This is a genomic window from Enterococcus sp. DIV1639a (genome assembly GCF_050530445.1).
Classification (GTDB): domain Bacteria; phylum Bacillota; class Bacilli; order Lactobacillales; family Enterococcaceae; genus Enterococcus_B; species Enterococcus_B hirae.
In genome coordinates this window covers 1409491-1434541 of sequence record NZ_CP172886.1, presented here as the reverse complement: position 1 = coordinate 1434541, position 25051 = coordinate 1409491, and the positions used below count along the sequence as shown (strand labels likewise).

General features: G+C 36.9%; 22 protein-coding genes and 1 tRNA gene. 20 read left to right on the top strand and 3 right to left on the bottom strand.

The window, feature by feature from the left end:
- Nucleotides 1–104 precede the first annotated feature (104 nt).
- The 9 genes from IGJ32_RS06495 to IGJ32_RS06455 all read left to right on the top strand — a co-directional run bounded on the left by IGJ32_RS06495 (nucleotide 105) and on the right by IGJ32_RS06455 (nucleotide 8574).
- Nucleotides 105–201 (top strand) — tRNA-Sec (locus tag IGJ32_RS06495).
- 412 nt (nucleotides 202–613) lie between these two features.
- On the top strand, nucleotides 614–1492 hold the full coding sequence (locus tag IGJ32_RS06490) for a methionine ABC transporter ATP-binding protein (protein ID WP_430610958.1): 879 nt from the start codon (nucleotides 614–616) through the stop codon (nucleotides 1490–1492).
- Nucleotides 1485–2138 carry a methionine ABC transporter permease gene (locus IGJ32_RS06485; protein ID WP_010719143.1) on the top strand — a complete coding sequence of 218 codons (654 nt, stop codon included), beginning with the start codon at nucleotides 1485–1487 and terminating at the stop codon, nucleotides 2136–2138. Before IGJ32_RS06490 ends, IGJ32_RS06485 begins: the two co-directional genes overlap by 8 nt.
- Nucleotides 2139–2150: 12 nt before the next feature.
- Nucleotides 2151–2999, top strand: a complete 849-nt coding sequence (locus tag IGJ32_RS06480; RefSeq protein ID WP_094940302.1) for a MetQ/NlpA family ABC transporter substrate-binding protein — start codon at nucleotides 2151–2153, stop codon at nucleotides 2997–2999.
- 240 nt (nucleotides 3000–3239) lie between these two features.
- Nucleotides 3240–3872, top strand: a complete 633-nt coding sequence (locus tag IGJ32_RS06475; RefSeq protein ID WP_081127594.1) for a PepSY domain-containing protein — start codon at nucleotides 3240–3242, stop codon at nucleotides 3870–3872.
- Between the two features lie 75 nt (nucleotides 3873–3947).
- Complete coding sequence (locus IGJ32_RS06470) at nucleotides 3948–4880, top strand: dihydroorotate oxidase (protein WP_010719146.1); 933 nt, start codon at nucleotides 3948–3950, stop codon at nucleotides 4878–4880.
- A 325-nt stretch (nucleotides 4881–5205) separates the two neighbouring features.
- A complete protein-coding gene (locus tag IGJ32_RS06465) occupies nucleotides 5206–6654 on the top strand; it encodes an amidase (protein WP_161637826.1) in 1449 nt (482 codons plus the stop codon).
- Nucleotides 6655–6888: 234 nt separating this feature from the next.
- A complete protein-coding gene (locus tag IGJ32_RS06460; protein ID WP_053766014.1) occupies nucleotides 6889–7578 on the top strand; it encodes a hypothetical protein in 690 nt (229 codons plus the stop codon).
- A gap of 6 nt (nucleotides 7579–7584) precedes the next feature.
- On the top strand, nucleotides 7585–8574 hold the full coding sequence (locus IGJ32_RS06455) for a sce7725 family protein (RefSeq protein ID WP_342081722.1): 990 nt from the start codon (nucleotides 7585–7587) through the stop codon (nucleotides 8572–8574).
- A gap of 74 nt (nucleotides 8575–8648) precedes the next feature.
- Here IGJ32_RS06455 and IGJ32_RS06450 read toward each other — a convergent pair whose 3' ends face one another.
- The 3 genes from IGJ32_RS06450 to IGJ32_RS06440 all read right to left on the bottom strand — a co-directional run bounded on the left by IGJ32_RS06450 (nucleotide 8649) and on the right by IGJ32_RS06440 (nucleotide 12323).
- Nucleotides 8649–9206: a guanylate kinase gene (locus tag IGJ32_RS06450; RefSeq protein WP_342081721.1), complete on the bottom strand. Its 558-nt coding sequence runs from the start codon at nucleotides 9204–9206 to the stop codon at nucleotides 8649–8651.
- 202 nt (nucleotides 9207–9408) lie between these two features.
- Entirely contained in the window at nucleotides 9409–10590 is a 1182-nt protein-coding gene (locus IGJ32_RS06445) for a NupC/NupG family nucleoside CNT transporter (protein ID WP_010719151.1), read from the bottom strand.
- Nucleotides 10591–10820: 230 nt separating this feature from the next.
- Nucleotides 10821–12323, bottom strand: a complete 1503-nt coding sequence (locus IGJ32_RS06440) for a DUF1846 domain-containing protein (RefSeq protein ID WP_094940296.1) — start codon at nucleotides 12321–12323, stop codon at nucleotides 10821–10823.
- A 156-nt stretch (nucleotides 12324–12479) separates the two neighbouring features.
- Here IGJ32_RS06440 and IGJ32_RS06435 point away from each other — a divergent pair, with 156 nt between their 5' ends.
- The 11 genes from IGJ32_RS06435 to IGJ32_RS06385 all read left to right on the top strand — a co-directional run bounded on the left by IGJ32_RS06435 (nucleotide 12480) and on the right by IGJ32_RS06385 (nucleotide 25022).
- Nucleotides 12480–12671: a hypothetical protein gene (locus IGJ32_RS06435; protein WP_010719153.1), complete on the top strand. Its 192-nt coding sequence runs from the start codon at nucleotides 12480–12482 to the stop codon at nucleotides 12669–12671.
- A gap of 329 nt (nucleotides 12672–13000) precedes the next feature.
- Complete coding sequence (locus IGJ32_RS06430; RefSeq protein ID WP_342081720.1) at nucleotides 13001–13897, top strand: viral A-type inclusion protein; 897 nt, start codon at nucleotides 13001–13003, stop codon at nucleotides 13895–13897.
- The gene (locus IGJ32_RS06425; protein ID WP_094940294.1) at nucleotides 13897–14964 is read left to right on the top strand and encodes a hypothetical protein; all 1068 of its coding nucleotides are present in this window, start codon (nucleotides 13897–13899) and stop codon (nucleotides 14962–14964) included. The genes IGJ32_RS06430 and IGJ32_RS06425 overlap by 1 nt, the downstream gene beginning before the upstream one ends.
- A gap of 138 nt (nucleotides 14965–15102) precedes the next feature.
- The gene (locus IGJ32_RS06420) at nucleotides 15103–16035 is read left to right on the top strand and encodes a cation diffusion facilitator family transporter (protein ID WP_010719156.1); all 933 of its coding nucleotides are present in this window, start codon (nucleotides 15103–15105) and stop codon (nucleotides 16033–16035) included.
- Nucleotides 16036–16227: 192 nt separating this feature from the next.
- Nucleotides 16228–17016 (top strand): AzlC family ABC transporter permease, encoded by a 789-nt coding sequence (locus tag IGJ32_RS06415; protein WP_430610948.1) that lies wholly within the window; start codon nucleotides 16228–16230, stop codon nucleotides 17014–17016.
- Nucleotides 17009–17326: an AzlD domain-containing protein gene (locus IGJ32_RS06410; protein WP_010737579.1), complete on the top strand. Its 318-nt coding sequence runs from the start codon at nucleotides 17009–17011 to the stop codon at nucleotides 17324–17326. The genes IGJ32_RS06415 and IGJ32_RS06410 overlap by 8 nt, the downstream gene beginning before the upstream one ends.
- A gap of 152 nt (nucleotides 17327–17478) precedes the next feature.
- Nucleotides 17479–19092: a polysaccharide biosynthesis protein gene (locus IGJ32_RS06405; protein WP_010737578.1), complete on the top strand. Its 1614-nt coding sequence runs from the start codon at nucleotides 17479–17481 to the stop codon at nucleotides 19090–19092.
- 157 nt (nucleotides 19093–19249) lie between these two features.
- A complete protein-coding gene (locus IGJ32_RS06400; RefSeq protein WP_010719160.1) occupies nucleotides 19250–20098 on the top strand; it encodes a DegV family protein in 849 nt (282 codons plus the stop codon).
- A gap of 158 nt (nucleotides 20099–20256) precedes the next feature.
- Nucleotides 20257–20736, top strand: a complete 480-nt coding sequence (locus IGJ32_RS06395; RefSeq protein WP_010719161.1) for a DUF6530 family protein — start codon at nucleotides 20257–20259, stop codon at nucleotides 20734–20736.
- A 21-nt stretch (nucleotides 20737–20757) separates the two neighbouring features.
- Nucleotides 20758–22992 (top strand): AAA family ATPase, encoded by a 2235-nt coding sequence (locus tag IGJ32_RS06390; protein ID WP_342081719.1) that lies wholly within the window; start codon nucleotides 20758–20760, stop codon nucleotides 22990–22992.
- 380 nt (nucleotides 22993–23372) lie between these two features.
- Complete coding sequence (locus IGJ32_RS06385; RefSeq protein ID WP_342081718.1) at nucleotides 23373–25022, top strand: glycoside hydrolase family 13 protein; 1650 nt, start codon at nucleotides 23373–23375, stop codon at nucleotides 25020–25022.
- The last annotated feature ends 29 nt before the right edge of the window (nucleotides 25023–25051 follow it).

Below are 25051 nucleotides of genomic sequence, written 5' to 3'. Positions count from 1 at the left end.
AACGACTAACAGAAATTAAAGCTAGTCCAGTCTTTTATAACTGCAAACATTCTAGCATTTGATATTGATTGAACAAACGAAAAATGTTAGAATGTTTTTATTAGGGGAGTGGATGGGTTCTGGTGTTCCCTCTGGTCTTCAAAACCAGTATGAGGAGTTAAGAGCTTCTTGGGTAGGTTCGATTCCTACACATTCCCGCCAATTGAATACATACAAAGCTAAAAACATTGATACAGAGCCGTTTTGTTGATGTTTTTAGCTTTATTTTTTTGTCTCCACTGCATTTGATTATTTTCAAGGTAGTTCATTGCTTGATCACTGTTTTCATCAAGCGCAAGAAAGGAACATTCTGCTTCTCGCTTTTTATCAATGCTCATGTGATTAAAATCACATATTAGTCTCGACATGGCTATTTTTCCATGCTATATTTAATTCGAAAAGAAGAAATTAAAATATAGATGTGCGCATCTACTACATAAAAAGACTTAATTATTAAGGATTTTTATCGTCTTTCTATTAATTCCCACATAGTTAAAGTTTTTATATGAATGCGCCGGAAAGGAATGAGAGCTTGATTTAATTTGAACACGTTTCAAAGTCTTTTGGAGGTACCATGATCCTAAATGATCTCAATTTATTTATACCAAAAGGAAAAATCTTTGGTATCATTGGACGAAGTGGTGCAGGAAAAAGTACAATGATTCGTTTAATAAACGGATTAGATCAACCAACAACAGGTAAGGTATCTCTATCACAAGATGTGAAAAGCAGCACAATATTTCAACATTATGCCTTATTGCAGTCAAAAACTGTCGCTGATAACATTCGACTTGCTCTGAGGTTTATCAAAGTCAATAAGCAGGAATACGACAAAAGAATTGAAAACGTTTTACGTTATGTATCAATGATAGAGAAAAAAAATACATATCCCTCCCATTTATCTGGTGGGCAGAAACAACGAGTGGGGATTGCTAGAGCGTTAGTAACGGAGCCTTCGCTTTTATTATGCGACGAAATTACTAGCGCTCTTGATCCAACCGCTAAAAAAAGTATTCTAAATTTGTTAAAAAAAGTGAATGAGGAACTAGGAACCACCATCATTTTGGTCACCCATGAAATGGAGGCGATAAAAGAAATTTGTGATGAAGTGGCTGTCATTGATTCAGGAAAAGTTATTGAACAGGCAACAATCAAAAAAATGTTTTTAAGCCCTCAAAGCAATTTAGTTCGTGAATTTTTAGCCGATATGATTTATCCTAAGTATCCAAAAAAAGAATCGATTTCCTTTAATTATGTCCTTTACTTCCTGATGAATGCCACAAATTATGCTCGTTTTCAAGAAAGTAAAATGGAGGGGACGGTCTATGATATCAAAACCATACATATTAGCGGAGAACGTTTTTTTGCGATGTATTTTCTAACGAATAAAATTCCTGATAATGAATTTATTGACCAACTAATTAGTTATGAGAAGGTGACCGTTGATGTTTGAAATACTTTCATCAGAGATCATTCTCAAAGCAACTTATGAATCGATTTATATGGTCAGTATTTCCTTGGTGTTCGCTATCGGCTTAGGAGTTCCTTTAGGCATACTATTAGCAGAGACCAGAAAACAAGGTGTTTTAGCTAATTCTCTTATGTACACGGTGTTACAGACGCTTATCAACATCTTGCGTTCAGTGCCATTTATCATTTTATTGGTGGCTATTTTGCCTTTTACTCGCTTAGTTGTTGGAACTTCCATTGGAACAACTGCTGCTATTGTCCCGTTAACGTTATATATTGTTCCTTTTATGGGCCGTTTAATCGAGCAAGCCATTCTAGAAATCCCTCCTACAATTATCGAATGTGCCAAAACTTTAGGGGCAAACCGATTGGAAATCATTCTTTACTTTATTCTACCTGAAGCTCGACCGGCGATTATATTAGCTATTACTAATTCAATGATTGGACTAATTAATGCCTCTTCTATGGCGGGAACTGTTGGTGGAGGAGGAATCGGGGATTTAGCTATTTCCCAAGGCTATCAACGATTTAATAGTGGGATGATTGTTGTAACGGTAGTTATCTTAATTGTTTTAATAAACAGTATCCAATTTCTGGGAAATTATCTTTATCATAAAATTAAATATTAAGGAGTAAACTTCATGAAAAAAATAGTAACTATAGTCTGTCTGTTCGTATTGGTTCTCATTGGGGGTGGTTGTCATTCAAAAGATCAATCATCACACGCTCAGAAAAAACATGAAATTGTCATGGGGGTAACTGGAGGACCGTATAACGATTTATTTGATGATGCGATTGCACCTATATTAGAATCGGAAGGATATACGATTAAACGAATTGAATTTTCTCAATTTATCCAATCAAATACTGCCTTAGGTGAAGGAAAGATTGATGTAAATGTTGCTCAACACTCCGCTTATATGAATGTTTTCAATAAGGAGAATGGGACTGATTTAGTTCCTTTAGTTGCTACACCCTCTGTTCCGTGTAATTTGTACTCTTCCAAATATACAAGTAAAGAAGAGGTGAAAAAAGGAATGATGATTGGGATTCCCCAAGATCCGAGTAATGCAGCACGAGCCTATGCGGTTCTTGCTAAAGCTGGTTTTATTCAAGTGGATAAACAAGTGAAAAGTACCGACTTGACTGCAAAAGCAATCACAAATAACCCCTATCAGTTAAATATCAAAGAGATGGACACGAACACTTTACCACACGTGTTGGATGACCTTGATTTTGAAGTCATACCTGGAAGCACAGTTGAAGATGCAGGAATTCGACAACAACTTCATTTGATCGAGCTAGAAAAAATGGTGCCTGAATTACAAATCGTAGCTGCTGTGACAAAAGAAAATGAAAAAACGGATTGGGCAAAAGCAATTAAGAAAGCCTACCAATCAGAAAAATTTCGTACATATATCAATAGTCATAATAAAGATAATTACTGGATCATACCTGACATTTCTGAAACTGAGAATAGCAGCCAATAAAGGTATTACATATTAGCAATTGAAAGGAAGCACTGCGTTTTTACTTAAAACACGTTTTGCTTGTTCGTAGAAGCGGAGACAATTTTTTTCTTATTTTGATTTTTTAGACAAGACTGATTACTTTTTTAGTCTTGTCTTTTTTTGCTATTTAATGATTGATTTGTTCAAAAATGACAGAACAACTTTACTTGTGTATACTTAAATTAAAGTGATTTTTATTCAAGAAAGGAAATAAATTTTATGAAAACTAATGTTATTTTTTGTGGTCTATTCTCATTACTATTATTAGCAGGTTGTCAATCGAATCAGTCCACGCCAGAATCAACGCCAGCTCCAGCGACTACGTCAACAAGTACTGGTCAACAAACAACTTCTTCAACCGAAGCATCAAATCAAACAATGAATTCTGGGACGAATGCAACAAAAGAGATCAAAGTATCTGCACAAAAAGCGATTGAGTTGTTTCAAAAAGAATATCCAAATGCAGCGATTACCAGTTTAGAATTAGATAGTAGTTGGGGAAGTTTCTTCTATAAAATTGATGGTGTTGATGATCAAAATGAATACGAAATGAAGATCAATGCAGCAAACGAAGAAATCCAAAAACAAAATCCTGAGCGTTTAGATCAAGATGAACAAAATGGACAGAAGAAACAAGAAGATGCTTTGGACACAAGTAAACTTCTAAGTATTGAAGAAGCAGCGAAAATCGCTGAAAAACAAGCGGGTGGGGGAACAGCCACTGACTGGGATCTTAGTAAGGAACTTGGTACCACTTACTGGGAAGTGAAAGTGAAAAACGGGAATAAGAGTACTCAAGTAAAACTCAATAGTCAAACGGGAGAAGTTTTAGCAACTGAAAATGATGATTAATTGTCTTGATCCTATTTGCTTTTGCTTGACTTGATGATAAACTAGAAAAAATGATTCATCAAAGGAGAGAATGACTTGACCTTAGAAACGACTTTTTTTAATCATACTTTTGCTAACCCTTTTATGAATGCCTCCGGTGTTCATTGCATGACAACGACAGAACTAGTTGAATTGGAACAATCCAATGCTGGCGCTTTTATCACAAAGAGTTGTACACTGAATGAACGTGCTGGAAATCCAGAACCTCGTTATTTCGATGTACCTCTTGGAAGTATTAATTCCATGGGATTACCTAATCGTGGATTTGATTATTACTTAGATTATGCATTGAACTATGAAAAACAGCAGACACAACCGCTATTTTTCTCTATTGCAGGCATGAGTGCAGCAGAAAATTTGGAAATGTTGACAATGATTGAAAAGAGTGACTTTCAAGGAATCACCGAATTGAATCTTTCTTGTCCGAATGTTCCTGGCAAACCACAGTTAGCCTATGATTTTGAGGCGACGGAAGATTTGTTGCAACAAGTTTTTGCCCGTTTCACCAAACCATTAGGAATCAAATTGCCCCCATATTTTGATTTGGCGCATTTTGATCAAATGGCTGAAATTTTGAATCAATTTCCTTTAACTTATGTAAATTCTATTAATAGTATCGGCAATGGTTTGTATATCGATCCTCAAAAAGAAGCGGTCGTGATCAAACCTAAAGAGGGTTTCGGTGGACTTGGTGGAGAATATGTGAAACCAACCGCTTTAGCGAACGTCCGTGCTTTTTATACTCGCTTGAAACCAGAGATCAAAATTATTGGTACTGGAGGCATTCGGAATGGACAGGATGCTTTTGAACATTTATTATGTGGAGCAACTATGCTACAAATCGGTACCGAACTTCACAAAGAAGGACCAAAAATTTTTGATCGCATCACGAAAGAACTCGAACAGATCATGACAGAAAAAGGGTATCGAACCATCGATGAATTTAGAGGAAAACTAAAAACGATCTAATCGTTAACGATTCTCTAAGTGATGAAATAAAAGACAACAATAAAAAATAAGCCAAAGAATCCAAACATAGTTTCTCTTATTTTGGAAATCTTTGGCTTATTTGTATGCGATCCGGTGGTTTTAGAATAATAACTGGTGATTAGCTTTTAGTCTATTCGTTGGTTTGCCATGAATAGTACCTTAGCTATTAGGATTCAATAGGTGTATATAATTACTGATAATAGCACCACCGTTTCTAACATGAAGCGTAATCATTCTTTTTGTTTGTTGAATAGAAATATGAGAAAATGGCACAAAGGTATGACAAATAAAAGGAGGGATTTACTTGAAAGATGGCATGGAGATCGTGAAGGGTCTAAAAAAGAAGCAGTTCAGTTACAAGGAATTAGTCAAAGAGGTTAGCCAAAAAGTAGCAAAATTAAATCCAGAATTAAACGCGTTCGTTACTTTTGAAACAGATCAACCAATTAAAGATGAGGCATCAATTCTAAAGGATGAACAGCCTTTAAGCGGCTTACCGTTCCCGTTGAAAATGTTAGGACAGGAAAAGCAAGGCTGGTTAGCTACATCAGGCTCAAAGCTTTTTCAAACTCATCGCTCATCTAGAAATTCAAATTTTGTTTCGCAAGTTGAAAAAATTGGTCTTATCCCACTGGGGCAGACGAATGCACCAGAGTTTGGTTTTAAGAATATCACCGACCCACAACTTTATGGTCCAGCTAAAAATCCTTGGAATCTTGCGCATTCGCCAGGTGGTTCAAGTGGTGGGGCAGCAGCCGTTGTTGCTTCTGGCATTTTACCGATCGCTGGTGCTAGTGACGGTGGAGGATCAATTCGCATACCTGCTTCCTTTTGTGGTCTGATTGGCTTAAAACCTTCACGAGGAACGATGCCAGTTGGTCCTCATGCTTGGCGAGGTTGGCAAGGAGCAGCGATTGATTTTGGTTTGACCATTTCTATGAGAGACACCAAAGCTTTATTTGCAGGACTGCGAAGTATCCATTCAGGAGCGCCTTATCAAGTTTCGCCAGCGGAATGGCAAGAGCATCCACCAAAAAAACGGTTGAAAATCGCTGTTTGCACAGAATCACCGATCCACACAAAAATCAGCGATGAAGCACGACAAGCAGTGACCAATGCGGTGACATTTTTAGCACAAGAAGGCCATGAAATCATTGAAATCAATTACCCTCTTGATGGAAGAGCCTTGATTCAGTCTTATTATCAAATGAATGGAGCAGAAACAGCTAGTATGATTCACTCGATTGAATCTGGGTTAGGACGGTCGGTTGCTCAAAATGAACTTGAACCGATTTCTTGGGTACTACTAGAATACGGCAAGAAGGTTTCTGCAGCGAACTATATCCAGTCGCTTCATGTTTGGGATCATGCAGCAATCACAATGGAAGAACTATTTCAAACTGTTGATCTTTTTCTTTCGCCGACAACAGCATTTACTGCTCCAGAAATTTCCACTGATCTTCAAAGCGATGAAATTCGGGCAAAAATGGCTGGAATCAACGAATGCAACGAACAAGAAAGTTTAGCAGTTATTTCTGAAATGTTTGAGGAAAGTTTAAAGATCACGCCTTACACCCAACTGGCAAATTTGACGGGACAACCAGCAATCAGTTTGCCCACACATATTAGTGAGGAAGGTCTGCCTTTGGGTATCCAATTCATGGCTGCCAGAGGACGAGAAGACTTGCTCTTTCAAATTGGCGAAATCTTTGAAAATCATCAAAAATTCTATTTACCGCCAAGTTATCAATAATAGTCAGTTGAAGAAAAGCAGTTGGGACTAAGAAAAATTTAGACTCGACTGTTTTTTTCTGGCTGTCAGCTACCTCGTGACGATGTTTTGTCCCATTCATTTCGCAGGATCAAATTGAACAAAAACTAATTCTAAATATTTTTAAGGAAACGATTCAAATAATAATTAACGATAGATTTTTTATTGGATCTAAGGTAGAATGGGTAGGCGAAAATATGTTCGGAGGTGGAGGGATTGAAAACTCCTTTAACGATCGAGATGGAAACTTCTCTTTATCAATACTGTATCGAACAAGGGGGCATTGTCGTAGAAGAGGTGACCATGCCTGACGACCATGGTATCGTAGATACATTAAGTTGTCTTACAAAGTTTGATGGTACAAGAGAGTGGCGTTGCTATGAGTTGAAAGTATCAAAAGCGGACTTTCGTTCCACTGCAAAATTATCGTTTGTCGGGAATTACAATTATTTTGTATTACCTCAAACACTTTTTGATGAAGTCAAAGCTGAAATCCCCACTGGTATCGGTGTTTTAGTTTATCGACCTTACGGGATAGCAGAAGAGATGCCAGCTTCTGGTACATTCATTATTGCTAAAAAAGCAATGAAGCAATCGTTAGCAGTGGCAGAAGAGGCGCTGCTCAACCGTTTTATGGCTTCATTATTTAGAGAAGTAAGAAAAGCCAAACAGATGGAACGAGGCGTCAAATATTTTCCAACTGATCAGTTGTATAAAGAATTAAAAAAACGTTCAGATTCTCAAGATCCATTTGCCAAAGAGCGTTACTATGAACGCTTTATTGAAGAAACAGAAAATCAAGCGATCCAAGATTTACAAGCAGAAATCAGCGCTTTACAGCAAGACTATGAGAATCTGCGACAAAAGCAGCAAGTTAGACGCTTGCCAACAGAGCCATTGGAGTGAATAAGCATGTACTATCCTTATTTGAGAGGGAAACAGTTTGATCTTTTAGCATTAAAAGAAATGATTCAACAGAATCTACTATCCAAAAAGGTTGTTCCTATCATCGAACCAGTTCGTGATTCAGCTACCTTTAAAAACATTGTCGAACTATTCCAAAAAGCAAATCACCCGCTGATCATCATCGATAATCCCCAAGTGGGTCAGTTCAAACTTTTTGATGAACATTTACATTTATGGGAAGAAAAAGAAAATAGTTCCATTCAACATGCAATGATCATCACGTCCGATAATTACCAACAGATCATGGAGCAACCACCTAAATTGATCATTTTTGATGGACAACATCAGCCTCGTGATCCAAAAATATGGAAAGAATTTTCAAAAATGGATACTCATTTTTTGTTACCAGACCATAGTCGGTTCCATATCTGGTTACCAGAAAACAAAATCATCATAAAAGAAGCCTTTAAACCAAGAAAACACGTAGAAGATTATAGCGAAAAAATAGATGATTTTTTTAGCGACGACTATTTGTTTTTTAAAGAAGAGGGGAATCATGGCTTTTCAGATTTTACGATTGAAGGAAGGCGCTATTTTGATAAAGGTTTTCCTAGTCGGGCATTGGCACTTCATCTTACCTATGTTGATGCATATGGTAATCTCAGAGTAAAACATTTTATTTCTGATACGAACGATTCAGCTAAGGATCAAGCACTAAAGTTTTTTGAAGCTGTTGAAAAAATGCAACAGTGGGTATTGAGGAACCAAGATCAACTGTTGATTACAACGGGTATATTAGCCCTGCTTTCTTTGAAACAACAAAAAAAATTTCCTGGTTTAGGTGTATTGAAAAAATGGACATTGGTCCATCATTTAGAACTGCTCAGTTTATTATTAGACCAGCCGACTAATTGGTTACGCATGTATTCTAAAGTAGAAGAATTACATTCGCTGATTTGTGATATTGGACATACAGAACGACATAAATTGGTTTGATCCCCCTCACTAGTTTATGTTTTGAAGCTAGTGAGAGATTTTTTTGCTAATCAATCCTGTTTATCAAAATAAGATCATTCTTTGAGCATTTTTATTTGTCGCTTAAATTGGTTTTTGGTGGCTTCTAACCCTTCATTATTTGCTAAAACAATGAGGTTTGGTCGTTTTTTTAACTCATCTAATTCCTTCGTGTCTTGCTCAAAAAGAGCGAGCCTTTTTTTGATTTGATCCGGAGCATCTCCACGTTGTTCTAAACGCTGCTTCAATTTGTTTTTAGCGATAGTCACAAATACTGGTTGGATCTGTTTCCCAAATGCATGGAAGAGTGCCCAAAAACCAGCAGCTGTTAAAATCGTATAACAATCACCATTTTTCAACTTTTGAGCAATCTCCCTCTTAGTTGAACCATATTTATGTCCCGCATATTCATCCCATTCCACAAATGCCTGTTCAGTGATCAACTGTTCAAATTTGTCTTCAGAGAGAAAATAGTAATCTTTTTGATCGGTTTCACCTTTTCGAGGAGGACGAGTCGTCGAAGTGACAATTTTTTCTTTTGGTTCAAAAAGAGCATTAGCAATGGAGGTTTTTCCTGAACCAGAAGGACCAATAAATACATAACATTTGTTCATCATGAATCTCCTTCAAATCTTTATTTCCTTTATTAAACGATACACGAGAAAGTTTCTTTTAGCAATTGTTCTTTTCGCATAGATATTCCAGTTGTACGACAATAAATTTTGTCTTATAAAAAACACTCTCTTGAGTCTTTAGAAAATCGTCTAAAGAGCAAAGAGAGTGTTTTAAATATACAGTTCAATTAAATTTAATCATTTAGACTAGTAAACCAGTGACGATCGCACTTAAAAAGCTGACTAATGTGGCAGTCAACAAGATTTTTAATCCATGTTTCGCCACTAAGTTTCCTTTTTCTTCATTTAGACCTTTCATAGCACCCGAAATGATTCCAATGGAAGAGAAGTTAGCAAAAGATACTAAAAAGACAGATAAAATAGCTGTTGTACGTTCAGTAAAATGCAGGTTCCCAGTGGCTAGTTCTGTCATCGCAACAAATTCATTTGTCACAAGTTTCGTCGCCATGATACTACCCGCATCCACAGCTTCTTTCCAAGGAATCCCGCTGATAAATGCAAGTGGAGCAAAGATGTAACCAAGAATTTCTTGGAAAGAGATCCCAAAGATTCCACTAAAAATGGCATTGATCATAGCAATAAGAGCAACGAATCCAATCAACATAGCAGCGACTGTAATCGCTACATGAAAGCCGTCAAGAATATATTCTCCAAGCATTTGGAAGAAAGTTTGTTCTTTGTTTTCTTCAATGATCAACTCATCTTCTTTTTCTTCTAATTCATAGGGATTAACGATGGAGGCCAAGATATACCCACCGAATAAGTTCAATACCAGCGCAGTAATTACATACTTAGAATCGATCAACGCCATATAAGAACCCACGATCGACATCGAAACAGTCGACATGGCAGAAACGCTCATGGTAAATAAACGTTTTTCAGATAAGAAAGGCAATTCTTTTTTTATTGAAATAAAAACTTCAGATTGACCTAGTATTGCTGAAGCAACACCGTTGTAAGATTCTAATTTCCCCATACCATTGATTTTACTTAAACCCAATCCAACTGCCTTCATGAATAATGGCAAGATCTTGATATAACGCAAAATCCCGATGATTGCAGAAATAAAAACAATCGGCATCAAAACATTTAAGAAAAACGGCGCACTGCCTTTATTGGCTACCCCAGCAAAAACGAAATTGACTCCTTCACCTGCAAACGCCAGTAAATGATCGAATACTTTCGCTAACATGGAAACGACTGCTGTACCAAAAGTCGTTCGTAACAAAATAAAACCAAAAATAAATTGCAACACGATCATCAATAGTAAAGGTTTTACTTTGATGGCTTTCTTGTTGGTACTAATCAAAAAAGCAAGGCTAAAAATAAAAAGTAATCCAATAATTCCTAAAATCTGACTCAAACTATCACTCCTAATCAAAATTCCGTTTAATTTTACACGTTTTATCGTTAAAATACTAATTTTTTGCTAAGATTATCATCGCTTTTTTAGACTGAAACGCATACATTTCAATTGAAACGGATACAACAAAATAAAACTCTTAAAAGATTATCAGTTGCACTTTTTCAGGTGCAATTTAAATAAAATCTTTTAAGAGTTTATTCAGCTATTTGTTCATAAAGAAACAATGCTTATTGATAAAATAAATTTTCCGATGGATAGAAGGGAGCACTTGTGATATCAATACCTAATTGTTTCAACGTTTGTTCATCATTTTTATTGACGATGACTGTCGAGTGAGCTTGAGCACCATCTAATTCAGCAAGTTTGTCATAAGCTACTTGAGCGATAGGGTTGGTTACCGCACTGATCGAAAGAGCAATCAGTACTTCATTTAGGCTCAATGTATCAACGGAAGAATGCAGTGCGGAAGACTTCATCCCTTGAATCCGTTCTAGAACAAGTGGCGACAACAATGGAATATTATCTGAGATATGTGCCAAATGTTTGATCGCATTTAAAATGACGGCAGCAGAAGCATTCATTAAAGAACTGGTGCGTCCTGTAATGATCACTTCATCGGGTAATTGGATCGCGATCACCGCAGAAGGATCGTTGCTGTCATTTTGAACAGTTTTTGCATACTCATGAGCAGGCAATACCACTTGACGGTCTTCAGGTTGAAGACCTACTTCTTCCATGATCAATTTAATTCGATTTACTGCTTCCTCATCGATCAATCCTTTTTTGAAATCACACTCTGTTTGGAAATAGCGGCGGATGATTTCTTGTCGAGAAGCTTCTTGCACAACTTCATCATCAACGATTCCGAATCCCACACGATTCACACCCATATCGGTAGGGGATTGATAGATTGATTCTTTACCAGTGATTTTTTCAATGATCCGTTTGATTACTGGAAAGGTTTCAACATCTCGATTATAGTTTACAGCAACCTTGCCATAGGCATCATAATGGAAGGAATCGATCATATTGACATCTTTTAAATCCACAGTGGCAGCTTCATAGGCAATGTTTAGTGGATGTTTCAATGGGACATTCCAAACAGGGAAGGTCTCAAATTTTGAATAACCTGCTGATTGTCCTTTTTGGCTTTCATGATAAAGCTGATTCAAACATGTTGCTAGTTTGCCACTACCAGGTCCAGGAGCAGTAACAACAACGATTGGCTTACTGGTCTCAATATATTCATTTTTGCCAAAGCCGTTTTCAGAAACGATTTTTTCAACATTGATTGGATAATCTTCAATTTCTGAATGTTTGTAGACTTTGATATTACGTCTTTCTAATTTATTGACGAAGACATTCGTAGCTGGCTGACCATTGTAACGAGTAATGACGACACTATTGATAGATAATCCGTAGCCACGCATTTCGTCGATCAAGCGTAAAATATCCATGTCATAAGTGATACCATAATCCCCACGAATTTTATTACGTTCAATGTCTCCAGCGTAGACGCAAATCAAGATTTCTGCTTGGTCTTTTAATTTTTGTAACAATTTGATTTTTGCATCTTCTTCAAAGCCAGGCAAAACACGTTTGGCATGCTTATCATCGACCAATTTGCCTCCAAATTCTAAATATAATTTGTCATAGTGATTCACTCGTTCAAGGATATATGCTGATTGTTCTTCGATATATTTCTCTGAATCAAAACCGATTTTTTTCACGAGATTCCCTCCTTAAGTACTAAAGCATTTTTTCATTTTTTTTGATTTTCGTCAACTAGTAACTAACACCGGATTAAAACAACAGATAAAATCTCAAATCTGGCTTGTTTCATCTTAAATTCATTGGTATGATAGTTTTGATAAGGAAGGTGTCACATGAAAAAAAGACAGAAAAAGAAAAACGCATATAAACAATATATCCGTTCGATTTTTACCGGTTATGAAAAAATGCTCGAAAATACTGATTTAGAAGAGATGAAGTTTACTTATTTGAATGAAGAAACACTATTATCTCGTGATGAAAATCAGCGCATTCACTTCACAACCAGAGATCTGCCTCAAAAATAAAAAAATTACTGAGTGAAAAAGAGTGGGGGGATCTGTAGTAACCCCCAAAAGTTAGAATCTAACTTTTGGAGGTCGCTTCAATCCTCTTTCCACTCTTTTGTTTTACTCTCGATACGTAAGATTATTCAATAGTGAAAGTACAATAATCAGACCTTATCAAAACGGTGGATAATCAATGAATATTGATTAAAAGATACATAGAGGAGGAAGCCCTTTGTAACATTTTTTTCTATAAAATGGTACTATTAAATTATCAATTCAATAGTAAGTAAACTCAACCTATTGTGCTTCTGTCCAAGAAAGTGGATAACTGTGAGGAGGTAATCAAAATGAAAGAAACACCACAAGAAAATAACGAAGAAATCATCATTCAGCAAGAAGATGACACTACTTTTTTTGATATCAAAGAAAAAGCTAGCACGAATCTATCTCAACTGTTAGAGGATTTACAAGCATTTGAAAGAGCTGTTCGTGAAGAAAACATTCCAGAAATCTATCAACTGTATAATGGTCATTTAAATGAGGAATTGAAAAAAAGTTCGAATGAAAACCATGAAATCGATCAGCTATTAATGCGAAAAATCCATGATCGCTTTATTCAAGAATTTCCATTTATGGAGCTAGTCGAAAAGATTTCTCCTACGATGAGTTATTACAAGATCGGTACGTATTATCACGAAAGGCCAACAATTGGCATCGATGCTAGTCTACCGGAAATTTTCGTTTTGCCCCAAATTGACGAAGAGTGGGGCACCTATGCAAACCAGGAACCGGATGACTACAGTCAACAAATTAACGAACTTGATGCTAAAGTCATCACTGCAAAAGCCGAGATCGATCGTCTGGATGAAGAATTAAAAGAAGTGGATCGCCAAATCTCTGATCTGGATGACACTAAAGGATTCTTAAATCGGAAAAAAATTGATGAAGAAATCCAAGAACTAAAAAAACAAAAAAAAGCATTATCGAATGAAAAATTAGGCTGGATGCCTTATCTTGAAGCACCTGAAAAAATCCAAAATCAAAAAGCTGCTTTACTTAACGAAGCAAAAGCGAATCAATTACGTGCAGCGATCGTTGAAAAAGAACAACGACAAATCAATCGCTACTTCGGTGGGATAGAAGGGTTCAGTCAAACCATCCATCATTTCCTAATGAATTACTTAGGAAATGTTGACCCACATGAAAACCCAGAAGTATCGATGCAAGAGGGAGGGGTAGAGTAATGAATGAGCATGAAGAGTTAGAAAAAAATGAAGAGCTGGAAGCACAATCGTTAGCAGAAACGACTGTGACGGAAGAAGCAATAGAAACAGATCCTGAAAACTCCAGCAATCACTCTGCTTCTGAAGATGATTTGCTTGATGAAAATGAACAGGTCACTTCTGAACAATTAGAGGCAATTGAATCCAGTCATCCACATGAAGCGAGGGAAAATCAAGTCTATTTAGAAACAAAAGAAAAAGACCATCAAGACATTGTTCTTTTGATTGAAACAGCAGAGGCAGAATTAGCGGATTTACGATTACGGAAATATCTACTTGAATCGGACTTTTCACAATTATTAGATGCTTTTGAACGCTATATCTTAAAAGCAGAACCTATTTCCCCGATTGGTAAGACAAGTTTGATCGAATACTTTACTTATGAGTTGCTAAAACCTTTAAATGATATTGGTTTGAAATTCTCTAATACCACTTATGATACTTGGGAAACACGACATTTTTCGATCAACTATCGTTTGAATGAGTCCAATCAATTAGTATTTTCTTTTGTTCTTCCGACGATTGATCAACGATACCAAGTGGAATCACTCAACTTATTGGAAGTTTCACCAGAAACGATGGAAATCACGGTTCAGGATGACCGTGTGTTATCTTTGATTCGTTATTGGTCTGTTGAACGGGTATTCTCTGCTGGTCAACTGACTATTTTCAATCATAAGTTCAACCAAATATTAGCTCATGCACGTCACTTAGGTTTCTTAGTCAAGCAAACCTTACTAGATAACACCCAACCGTTACATCTGAATCTTCAAAGTCAATTTGAATTGACTGACCAGGTACTAGATGACATCTTTATCGTAGCGATGAAAAATCCTCAATATGATTTTGAAAAAATTGGAGAAGAAAAATACCAAGTTCTATTAGATAAAGGACAATCCATGATCATTTCCAAAAATCAGAAAAACCAAACAATGCTTGAAGTTTCTTCTGGGGAGTACCATCGATCAGTGATTGATTTCTTTATCAATTACGAATTTTTGGTTCCTTTGATGGTTCGAAAGGCTTAGACAGGATATAAACGTGTGGCAATCCTTAGAGAGATTGTCGCATGTTTTTTGTTCCGTCTGCAGGCAATAGATCACACGGTTCTTCCGAGAGATAGTTAACTGAGAAACTGTTGAGAAGAAAAGAAAGAAGGAAATAAGATGGAAAATTTTAAAAAGAGCGGGATGTTCTCTGTGATTGCCGCATTAGGTGCGAATATTTTAGTTGCAATCAGTAAATTTGTCGGTTATGCCATTAGTGGAAGTGCGGCAATGCTGAATGAAAGTATTCATAGTATCGTCGATTGCAGCAATCAAATCCTTTTGCTTTTTGGGGATAAACGAGCGAATAGAGGGCAAAGCGAATTACACCAATTTGGCGAAGGAAGAGCAAAATATTTTTTTAGCACAATTGTGGCAACCATGCTCTTTTTTGGTGGGGGAGCTTTGGGAGTCATGGAAGCTTTTGAAAAATTGACCCATCCAGCGCATGAAGTTGATAACTCATTGATCGTTATCATTATTTTAATTTTTGGATTAGCCATTGAAGGAACGTCATTACGTATCGCTATGAAAGAAATCCATGAGTTGAATACCGAAAAGTTATCTTTGATGAAATTTTTGAGAGAAAGTCGTCACAGTGAAATTTTGATCATCTTTACTGAAGATTTTTGTGCTGTGATCGGACTCATTCTTGCTTTAGTAGGAACAGTCTTGACGATGGTAACAGGAATTGCGGCGTTTGATGCGATTAGCGGCCTATTGATCGGATTATTGTTGATGGGAGCTGCCATTTTCTTAGCAAAAGAATTTTATAGTTTGATTGTTGGTGAAAGTGTGACAACAAGTGACTTGATTAAAATCAAGCAAGCCTTTGAGCGTCCGGAAGTCTCTCGTTTGATCGATGTAAAGACCGTTCATCTGAGCCCAACTGAGGTATTGGTAGCTGCTAAAATTGATATCTTTGATCACCCAGAGAATGAATCGTATGCAATCATCAATAACATTGAAGAAACGATTCGGCAGTCTTTAAATGATAAAAAAGTTTATATTTATATTGAAACTGATAAATATGACCCTAATTATCGAAGATGATCATGCTGATTCTTCAGCAAAACAATGCTTTTATGTTGCATAAAAATAACTTGTTTATGATTTGAAATTTCAATATTCAAGCTTAAAATGAGAAAAATATAATATTGTTTTTAGATAAAACGGCTACAATTTCGTTTTTTTATGTTACAATGAGTCCGCTGTTTATTTGTTGTAATTGAAGGAGACATTTTGATGAATAAAAAGAAAAGTGCGCCATGGCTTCAGGCTTTTCACGCAGTAATGCCACTTTGCTTAAGTTATATACCAGTTGGGTTAGCTTGTGGTGTCTTATTGCAAAAAGTGGGTTTTGATCCAATCTTAACCGGTCTGTTGTCCATATTAGTATTTTCGGGTGGAGCGCAATTTTTAGTTGCTTCGATGCTAACAACTCAAGCATCTTTTGCAACGACACTTTTGATGGTATTTTTCTTGGAATTACGTTACACATTGTTAGGGTCGAGTCTTTCAGGTTTTATGAAGAAAGAAAAGAGACTATTCTTGGCGGTATTTTCACAATCGTTAAATGATGAAAATTATGCGGTTAATTATCTTAAATATTCAACTGATCCTACATGGAATAAGCGTAAAGCTTTATATGTAAATTGGTTTTCGATGGCTTCTTGGACAGGTAGTAACATGATTGGAAACATGTTTGGTTCTGTTATTCATGTAGATGCTGATCTCGTTCACTTTGCACTGACTGCGATGTTTATCTTCATGTTTGTCATGCAAATGAAAAATAAGCTGCTCATTTTTACAGGATTGTTTTCTGGTGTATTAGGCGTTACTTTCATGGTCATGTTCCAAAATACATTAGGTTTAATTGCTGCGACGGTGATTGCCTCTTTTGCAGGGTTTGCTTTAGAGAAAGCTTTCAAAAAAGAGAAGGCAAAAAAATTAAAACGATTAAAAAATCGTGGCAAACATGTCAATGAACCACTATTCAACTTCCCAGAACAGGAGAGTCAACATCATGACTAAGACGTATCTTATTCTTTTAGTACTTAGTTTATTCGTGGTGGCTTATGTGCCACGACTATTCCCGATGCTCTATTTTACCCATCGGAAAGTCCCTTCATGGTTTAGTGAATGGATGAAATATGTGCCTGTTGCGCTATTCGCAGCTTTAGCATTCAAGGATGTCTTTATTACCCATGAACATTTAGCCATTGCTTGGAATATCAAAATCTTAGCTATGGTTCTCGTAGTTGGCGTGGCGTATAAAACTCATTCTATGGCATTATCAGTAGTAACTGGACTTGCTTCGGTATTTTTGCTGTCGATGTTTTAAACAGTTCCAAAATTTTGCCTTCTCTTAGTTTTAGAGAATGGCTTTTTTTTTTGCCTTTTTTATTAAAATTTTAAGGATGATTTGTCCTTCTTTGAATTTTTGCTATAATGGGAAAGGTATTGATTTAAATATAGATAGTTGAGGAAAATTTAATGAATAAAAAATTGATGCAAGGAACATTTTGGTTAACCTTTGCTAATTTGCTTTGTAAGGTATTAGGTGTTGTTTACTTGATCCCATGGCTAAGTATGATGGGGAACAATCAAGAAGGAATGTTAGCGACCACTTTATACAATGTAGGTTATTTACCTTATGGCTTGTTCCTGATGCTGGGAACAGTTGGGTTTCCTAATGCGATTGCTAAAAAAGTCGCTGTAGCAACGAAAGAAAATGATGAACAGGGCTGTCGAACGATTTTTCGCAGTACCATCAATATCATGTTTGTCATTGGAATCATTTCTGCTGTGCTGATGTATCTTTTTGCCCCGATGCTTGCAGGAATCAGCCCAATTGCAAATGTAAATAATGGGATCTTAGCAATTCGTAGTTTGTGTCCGTCATTGATCGCCATTCCAGTTCTTAGTGCAATGAGAGGTTATTTTCAAGGGAAAAACAATCTGAGACCTTATGGGACCTCACTAATCATTGAACAAGCGGTTCGTGTCCTGGTCATTTTAGCAGGAACGTTTTACTTACGCGTCTTGACCGATGGAACGATTTTAGAAGCTGTTCTGATCAGTACAGTGGCATCCTTCTTTGGTGGGTTAGCAGCAATTATCCATATGTATTTCGTTGGAATAAAAAATGATTATTTCAAATTAAAAGATTTCTTGATCTCTAGTCGCTATTTCAAGCATGAGAATCGGGCAGAGTCGGTATCGATCATTCGTGAAACTTTACCTTTCATCTTTGTGGGATCTGTTATTACCATCGTGCAAATGATTGACCAAGTGACGATGAAGCCGTTGTTGCATTTTTTCAGACCTGAAATCACGAATCAACAATTGGAATTTTTATTTAGTCGAGCATCAGTTAATCCCAACAAGTTGACATTGATCTTGATTTCTATGGTTGGTACAGTCGCAATCAGCAGTTTGCCGATTTTAAGTACTTTGAGAAAAAAAGATCGTTTGCAAATTGAAAAGACAGTAGGAGATAGTTTTTCAATTGCTGTCTTGATTTTACTTCCTTCTCTTGCGGGGATGTCATTATTGGCGGGTCCATTGTATACCTTATTTTTTGGATATGATCCTGATAGTGTCGGCTATTTCCAATTTGCCTTACTCGCTTCATTATTCTTTTCATTGTTCACGATTCTTTCGACGATGTTACAATCACTTAGCCATCATATGATTGCGATTCGGCTGACCGTTGAAGCGATTATTTTGAAAATTGTCTTTCAAGTGATTGGATTAGCACTATTTGGCGGTTATGGTATGAGTTTTTCAAACACAATGGCTTTTGCGATCGTGTTTATCAGAGGTTATTTCTATATGTGTAAAGAGTATCGAATCGCACCTCTAGCTAAAATCAGATTTTTCTTTCTTAAAACATTCCGCTCAACCTTGTTGATGCTGGTTCTTTGTTCGATTGTATTTATCCTATTGAACCTCCAATTGACGATGACGTCGAAAGCCCATGCTGTTGTTTATTGTGTTGGCCTTGGTGGAATAGGTGGGCTGACATTTCTCTTTGCTCAATTTGGCAGAAATGGACTCCAATTACTTAAAAACTTCCAGCATCGACATCACTCAACCAAAAATTAGGAACAACATCCAGTTCATGATAATTTTTTAAAGCTACAGAAAGTGAGAGGGACGTGATTGTTTCTCTCACTTTTTGAGTGAGAGGTTCAAATGTCATCTTTCTTATGATATAGTTAAATAGACTGGTAAAATTCTTTGAAATGAGGAAATTAAATAAATGAAACTTGCAGTAGTTACTGACAGTACGGCTTATTTGCCTGAACGAATCCAAAATCATCCTGATTTGTTCGTTATTCCGATCCCTGTCATTTTGGATGGGAAAATCTACAATGAAGGAATAGACATAGAAGCTGACGAATACTATGGGCTTCTAAATAAAAGCAAAGACTTCCCGACCACTTCACAACCTGCAGTTGGAGAAGTACTGGCGCTTTACGAAGAACTGAAAAGAAAAGGATACGATACCATCTTAAGTATCCATTTATCCTCTGGGATCTCCGGCTTTGTCAACACATTACATGCTATGAAAAACGACATTGACGGTGTAAAAATCGTTCCTTATGATTCTAAGATCACGAGTATGCCAATGGGTCACATGGTAGAAGCTGCTCTAGATTTAAATCAAAAAGGTCAATCTCTTGAAGAAATTATCGCACATATCGATCGTATCCGAGATAATACGTATGCTTATCTCATCGTGGATGACTTGAACAACTTAGTACGCGGTGGACGCTTGACCAATGGGGCTGCATTGATAGGTGGATTGCTTAAAATCAAACCGATTTTGACTTTTTCAGAAGGAAAAATCGTTTTATTTGAAAAAATCCGTTCAAGTAAAAAAGCTTTCGCTCGTGCCGAAAAAGTCATCGGCATGCGAAATGAGGAAATTGCACCACCTGTTAAGCTTTATGTGATTCATGCAAATAATTTGGAAGTTGCCATACAAGAAAAAGAAAAATTACAAAAGCAATACCCGCATGCTGACATTGAGATTGGTCATTTTGGTCCAGTGATTGGTAGTCACTTAGGAGAAAAAGCAATCGGGCTTGCCATCTCTGCGCAATAATTTAGATTATTCAATTCAATGCAAGCATCGTCTCTCATTCATTGGGATACGATGCTTTTTTTGCATTTTTTCTATATAAGGCGTATAATCCTTAAAAGTTTAGTAAATGAGTAAATCACTAGGTTAGTAATTTACTAAAAGAGAAAGGATGGATTTAGATGGAAATCCCAACAAATTTAAAACACAAACCTGTTATTGTCGTTGAAGACTATGATCAAGTTGATGGTAGAAATGCTTTGCATACGGATGCTAAAGGACTATCTTTAGGGTTAGCACAATGGAATGATCGTGGAAAAGTTGATATTTCAGGCAAGGTATGGCGCCATACGGGTGAAAAATGGTCACGCCAATCGGAAGAACTACCAATCACTCGGATCTTAGATCTAGCAATTTTAGCTGCGCAAGGGAGTTTGTATTTTCAAGATGCGTATCGCTATGAAAAATTTTATGATCCTGAAAATCCAGTTGTCGATATTATCGGACTTCAAGGGAATCGAATGACGGTTGAAGTGGATACCAAAAATCCTAAGATCGATGAAGATATTATGCTCTATTATGACACGTTACAAAAAGATGGCGAATTGATCGGTGAACGTTTCCGAATTTTGAAACGTCTATTAGATGATTTAGGGTATTAAGGAAAAAAGGAGTGAGGTACATTGGAAGATTTCTCACTGACAAAAGACCGTCAATTTTCAAGTGTTGAAAAACAAATGATTTGGCAAAAGCCAACGAGTCATCGAACCAGTCAAGAAGAACAAAGAATCGCAGCTGAAATCTTTGAAAACTGGAATGATCCTGAAATGAAGATCAGTAACATCTTGCTTGAAGGGGATGCTGGGTCAGGAAAAACGCAACTGGCTAAAGCTCTTTCGGCTGATTTACAACTTCCTTATACGAAAATAACTTGTTTTGCGGATATGGATAAATCAGATGTCTTTGGTGCGCTATTGCCTATTGTTGAGTCTGACGTAGATGAAGATCAAGAATTGATTGATGCAATCAACCAAACAGAGACATTAGAGGCTGTCTTACGGTTAATCAAACATCATTATAATCTTAGTACAGAAATGGCTAAATCCAAACTGGCTGATTTCATCAAGCGCATGGAACAAAATGAAAATAGTAACGTTCGCTATAAATATTATCCCTCTGAAATTGTTCGTGCGATCGAAAAGGGGTATTTGTTAGAAATCCAGGAGCCAACGGTGATCCGTGATGCTTCCGTATTAGTTGCTTTAAATTCCGCTCTTGAGCCAAATGGATTATTGAATTTACCCACGGGTGTCGTCGTCCGTCATCCAGATTGCGTCATCATCATCACAACAAATCGGAACTACCAAGGTAATCGTCCGTTGAATGAATCTTTGAGAGATCGGATGCAACATGCTGAGAAGATGGATTTACCTTCACTTGAAGTGATGGCTGAGCGAGCCTTAGGTAAGACAAAGATTCAACAACCTGAACTGCTCTTGAAATTAGCGGAGATCATTCGTTTATTAGATGATACTGCCAAAGCGAATGCCATCAAGGGAGTGGCTGGTATGCGTTCTTACTTTTATTGGGCAAATACTTGGAAACAAGGGCAAGATCTTTTCCAATCGATTTATCCTAAAGTTCTCTATAAATTGACCACTGTTCCAGAAGAATTGGAGATATTAACCCAAGCATTAGAACAAAGTGGGCTTCTTGAAGAACTTCGTGAATTATTACGGCAAATAAAGTGGGGACGTCTTTCAGAAGAAGCTTCAAGAAATCGAGGCAGAATCCTTAACGATGAAGAAGCTGATGAACGTAATATCGATCAACTAGCAGAAGAAACGTTGTCTTTAATGGAAAATGAGTCGCCTGAGATCGAAGAAGAAACTCCATCAGTGGAGAATGCTGAGATTGAAGAGGAAAAAAAGGCAGAGTCTTTCTCATTTGAACAAGAACGAAGTCAAGAAGTTTCAGGTCAGGGGCAACAGGAGCAACAAGCAGAAGATAATTCAGAAAAAATGTCTGCCTCTGATATGGAGGCTTACGACAAAGAAATCAAACGTGAGTTAACGAAAGAAGCACGACAAATAATGAAGGGGACGATGCACGAAAAAGAAGGACTGATCGTTCATCGACCAAAATTTGAACTCAAAGCACAAGAAGCAGAACAAATCAGACAACAAGTTTTACCGATCGTTGAAACATTAAGCCGTCAAATTTTAGATTTGTTGGAAAATGATGAATCAACGACTTATCAAAAAGGAAAATATGAAGGTCAACGGTTCAATGCGAGTCGTGTGGCCTATAATGACCTAGGTTATTTCGATAAGAAAAATCCACCCCACGAACAACCTTCATTGGCAGTGGCTTTAAGGATTGATGAATCTGGTTCAATGATTCGAGATGAACGAATCGAAGCAGCAAAAAAAGCAGCGATCGCCATCGCAGAATTTGCTAAACGTGTAAATATTCCTTTAATGATTTATGGAGATACAGCAGATGTCTCAACGAGAGAAAAGACCTCAATTTTTTCTTATAAAGAATTTAGTGATGATTTCCAATGGTTAGATGAGAAGTTAGTGACGATGAAACCACGACAAAACAATCGTGATGGTGCCAGTTTGAGACTAATTGCTAACAAACTAAGCCAAGAAGCTGCCACGACTAAATTGTTGATCTCGATTAGTGATGGCCAGCCTAAAGCTTTGCCAGACTATACTGGGAAGAAGGCAAGGGAAGATATCCAAAGCGTTCTGTCTGAATATGACCGTCAAGGCGTCATCTTTGTGGCTGCTGCGATTGGACAGGATCAAAAAGAAATCAAAGAGATATATGGGGAAAATCGTTTCATTGATATGACAGACATCAACGAGTTACCACAGCAATTGATCCAATTGATTGCTCGCTATTTGTAAATAGCTGAAAATAGCTGGAGTCACGTATAAGTCCATTCATCGACTAAGAGAGATTGTGACAGAAGTTCCTAGCTCTGAGAACAAGCCGAAGAATTCGAAAATAGTTCCTATTTTTGGATTTTCGGCTTGTTTTTTTGTTAGAGCGACTGCTGGAACAACGGGAAGAGGGTATGAACGCATTGTAGCGTATGGTTAAACACCATTTAGTTTATCTATCAGACTCTTTTTGATCGTTAATCGACTGTTAAATCCTCACATTCTGCAAACCAGATAACGAAACAAAAAAGGAAACTGTTAAAGAGAAAACGATGTTATCGGTAACATCAACAAAAAATAGTGGCATTGTTTTATAATAGAGAAAAAGAGAAGGGAAGAAAACAATGACTCAAACAAAAGCTTGGTGGAAAGAAGCGGTCGGATATCAGATTTATCCTGCCAGTTTTATGGATAGTAATGGGGACGGCATTGGGGATCTCAATGGGATTCGTGAAAAGCTTCCTTATTTAAAAAAATTAGGGATTGATTTTATTTGGATCAATCCAGTTTATTCTTCACCTTTTATTGATAACGGTTACGATATTAGTGACTACCAAAATATTTTAGAAAAATTTGGAACAATGGCCGAATTTGATCAATTACTGGCAGAAGCACATCTACAAGGAATCAAAATCATTATGGATCTAGTCATCAATCATACATCTGATCAACACGAGTGGTTTATTGAATCAAAGAAGTCACTGGATAATCCTTACCGAGATTACTATATCTGGGTAGATGGAACACCTGAAAACGCTCCGAATGACTGGCAATCGATTTTTGGTGGCTCAGCTTGGGCATATGACGAACAGACGAAACAATATTATCTGCATGTCTTTGCTAAAGAGCAGCCTGATTTGAATTGGGAAAGCGAGAAATTAAAAAATGAACTTTTTTCTATGATTCGCTGGTGGTTAGATAAAGGGATCGATGGGTTTCGTTTAGATGCGATTTCCCATGTGAAAAAAGATGAATATTCTGTTAAAGCAACTGAAAACCCCTTTTCTCCTTTTCAAAATGTTTCCGGGATCGATGAACACTTAAATGAATTAAAAGATGTTTTTGATGACTATGACATTATGACTGTTGGCGAAGCTAGCGGGGTGTCGGCTGAAGAAGGTCCAGAATGGGTCGGCGCTGATGGGTATTTTGACATGATCTTTGAATTTGACCATATCTCGATTTGGAAGCACGAAAAAGAAGGGAAACTTGATGTTATCAATTTAAAAAGAGCGTTAAGTGCCTGGCAAACCGCTTTAGACGGTAAGGGTTGGAATGCACTTTATATGGAAAATCATGATACACCTCGTTCAGTTTCTGTTTTTGGTGATCCTGAACATTATTGGCAAAAATCAGCAAAAGCAGTCGCAATGATGTACTTTTTCCTGCAAGGCACGCCATTTATTTATCAAGGACAAGAAATCGGTATGACGAATATGCCGTTTACTGCCATCGAACAAATAGATGCCGTCGATTCAAGACGTCTTTATAACCAATTGCTAGAAGAAGGAAAATCTCCTGAGGAAGCTATAGATATCGTTGCTGATACAACAAGAGACAATAGCCGAACACCTATGCAGTGGGGATCAGAAAAATATGCCGGATTCTCAACAAACGAACCTTGGCTGATGGTAAATCCCAACTATCATACACTTAACGTAGAAGAACAAGAAAACGATCCTTCGTCGATCTTATCTTTCTACAAACAAATGATCCGCATCCGTCGTGAAAATCAAGGATTGATCTATGGTTCATTCAAAGAATATCTCGCTGAACACGACCAACTCTATGTTTATGAACGATCATTTACCGATAAAAACTATCTGATTATGGTCAATCTTACGAGTGAAGTAGCAGAATATTCATTACCGAATGAAGTTGATGTTCCTTGGGAATTACTTCTCACGAATCAAGAAGAACGTGTATTTGAACGAGTGGGTAAGCTTGATCCTTATGAAGCGAAATTATTTGTAAACAGTAAAAAAAGAAACTAAAAAAAGTTTGTCTTGAGCTTTCTAATGAA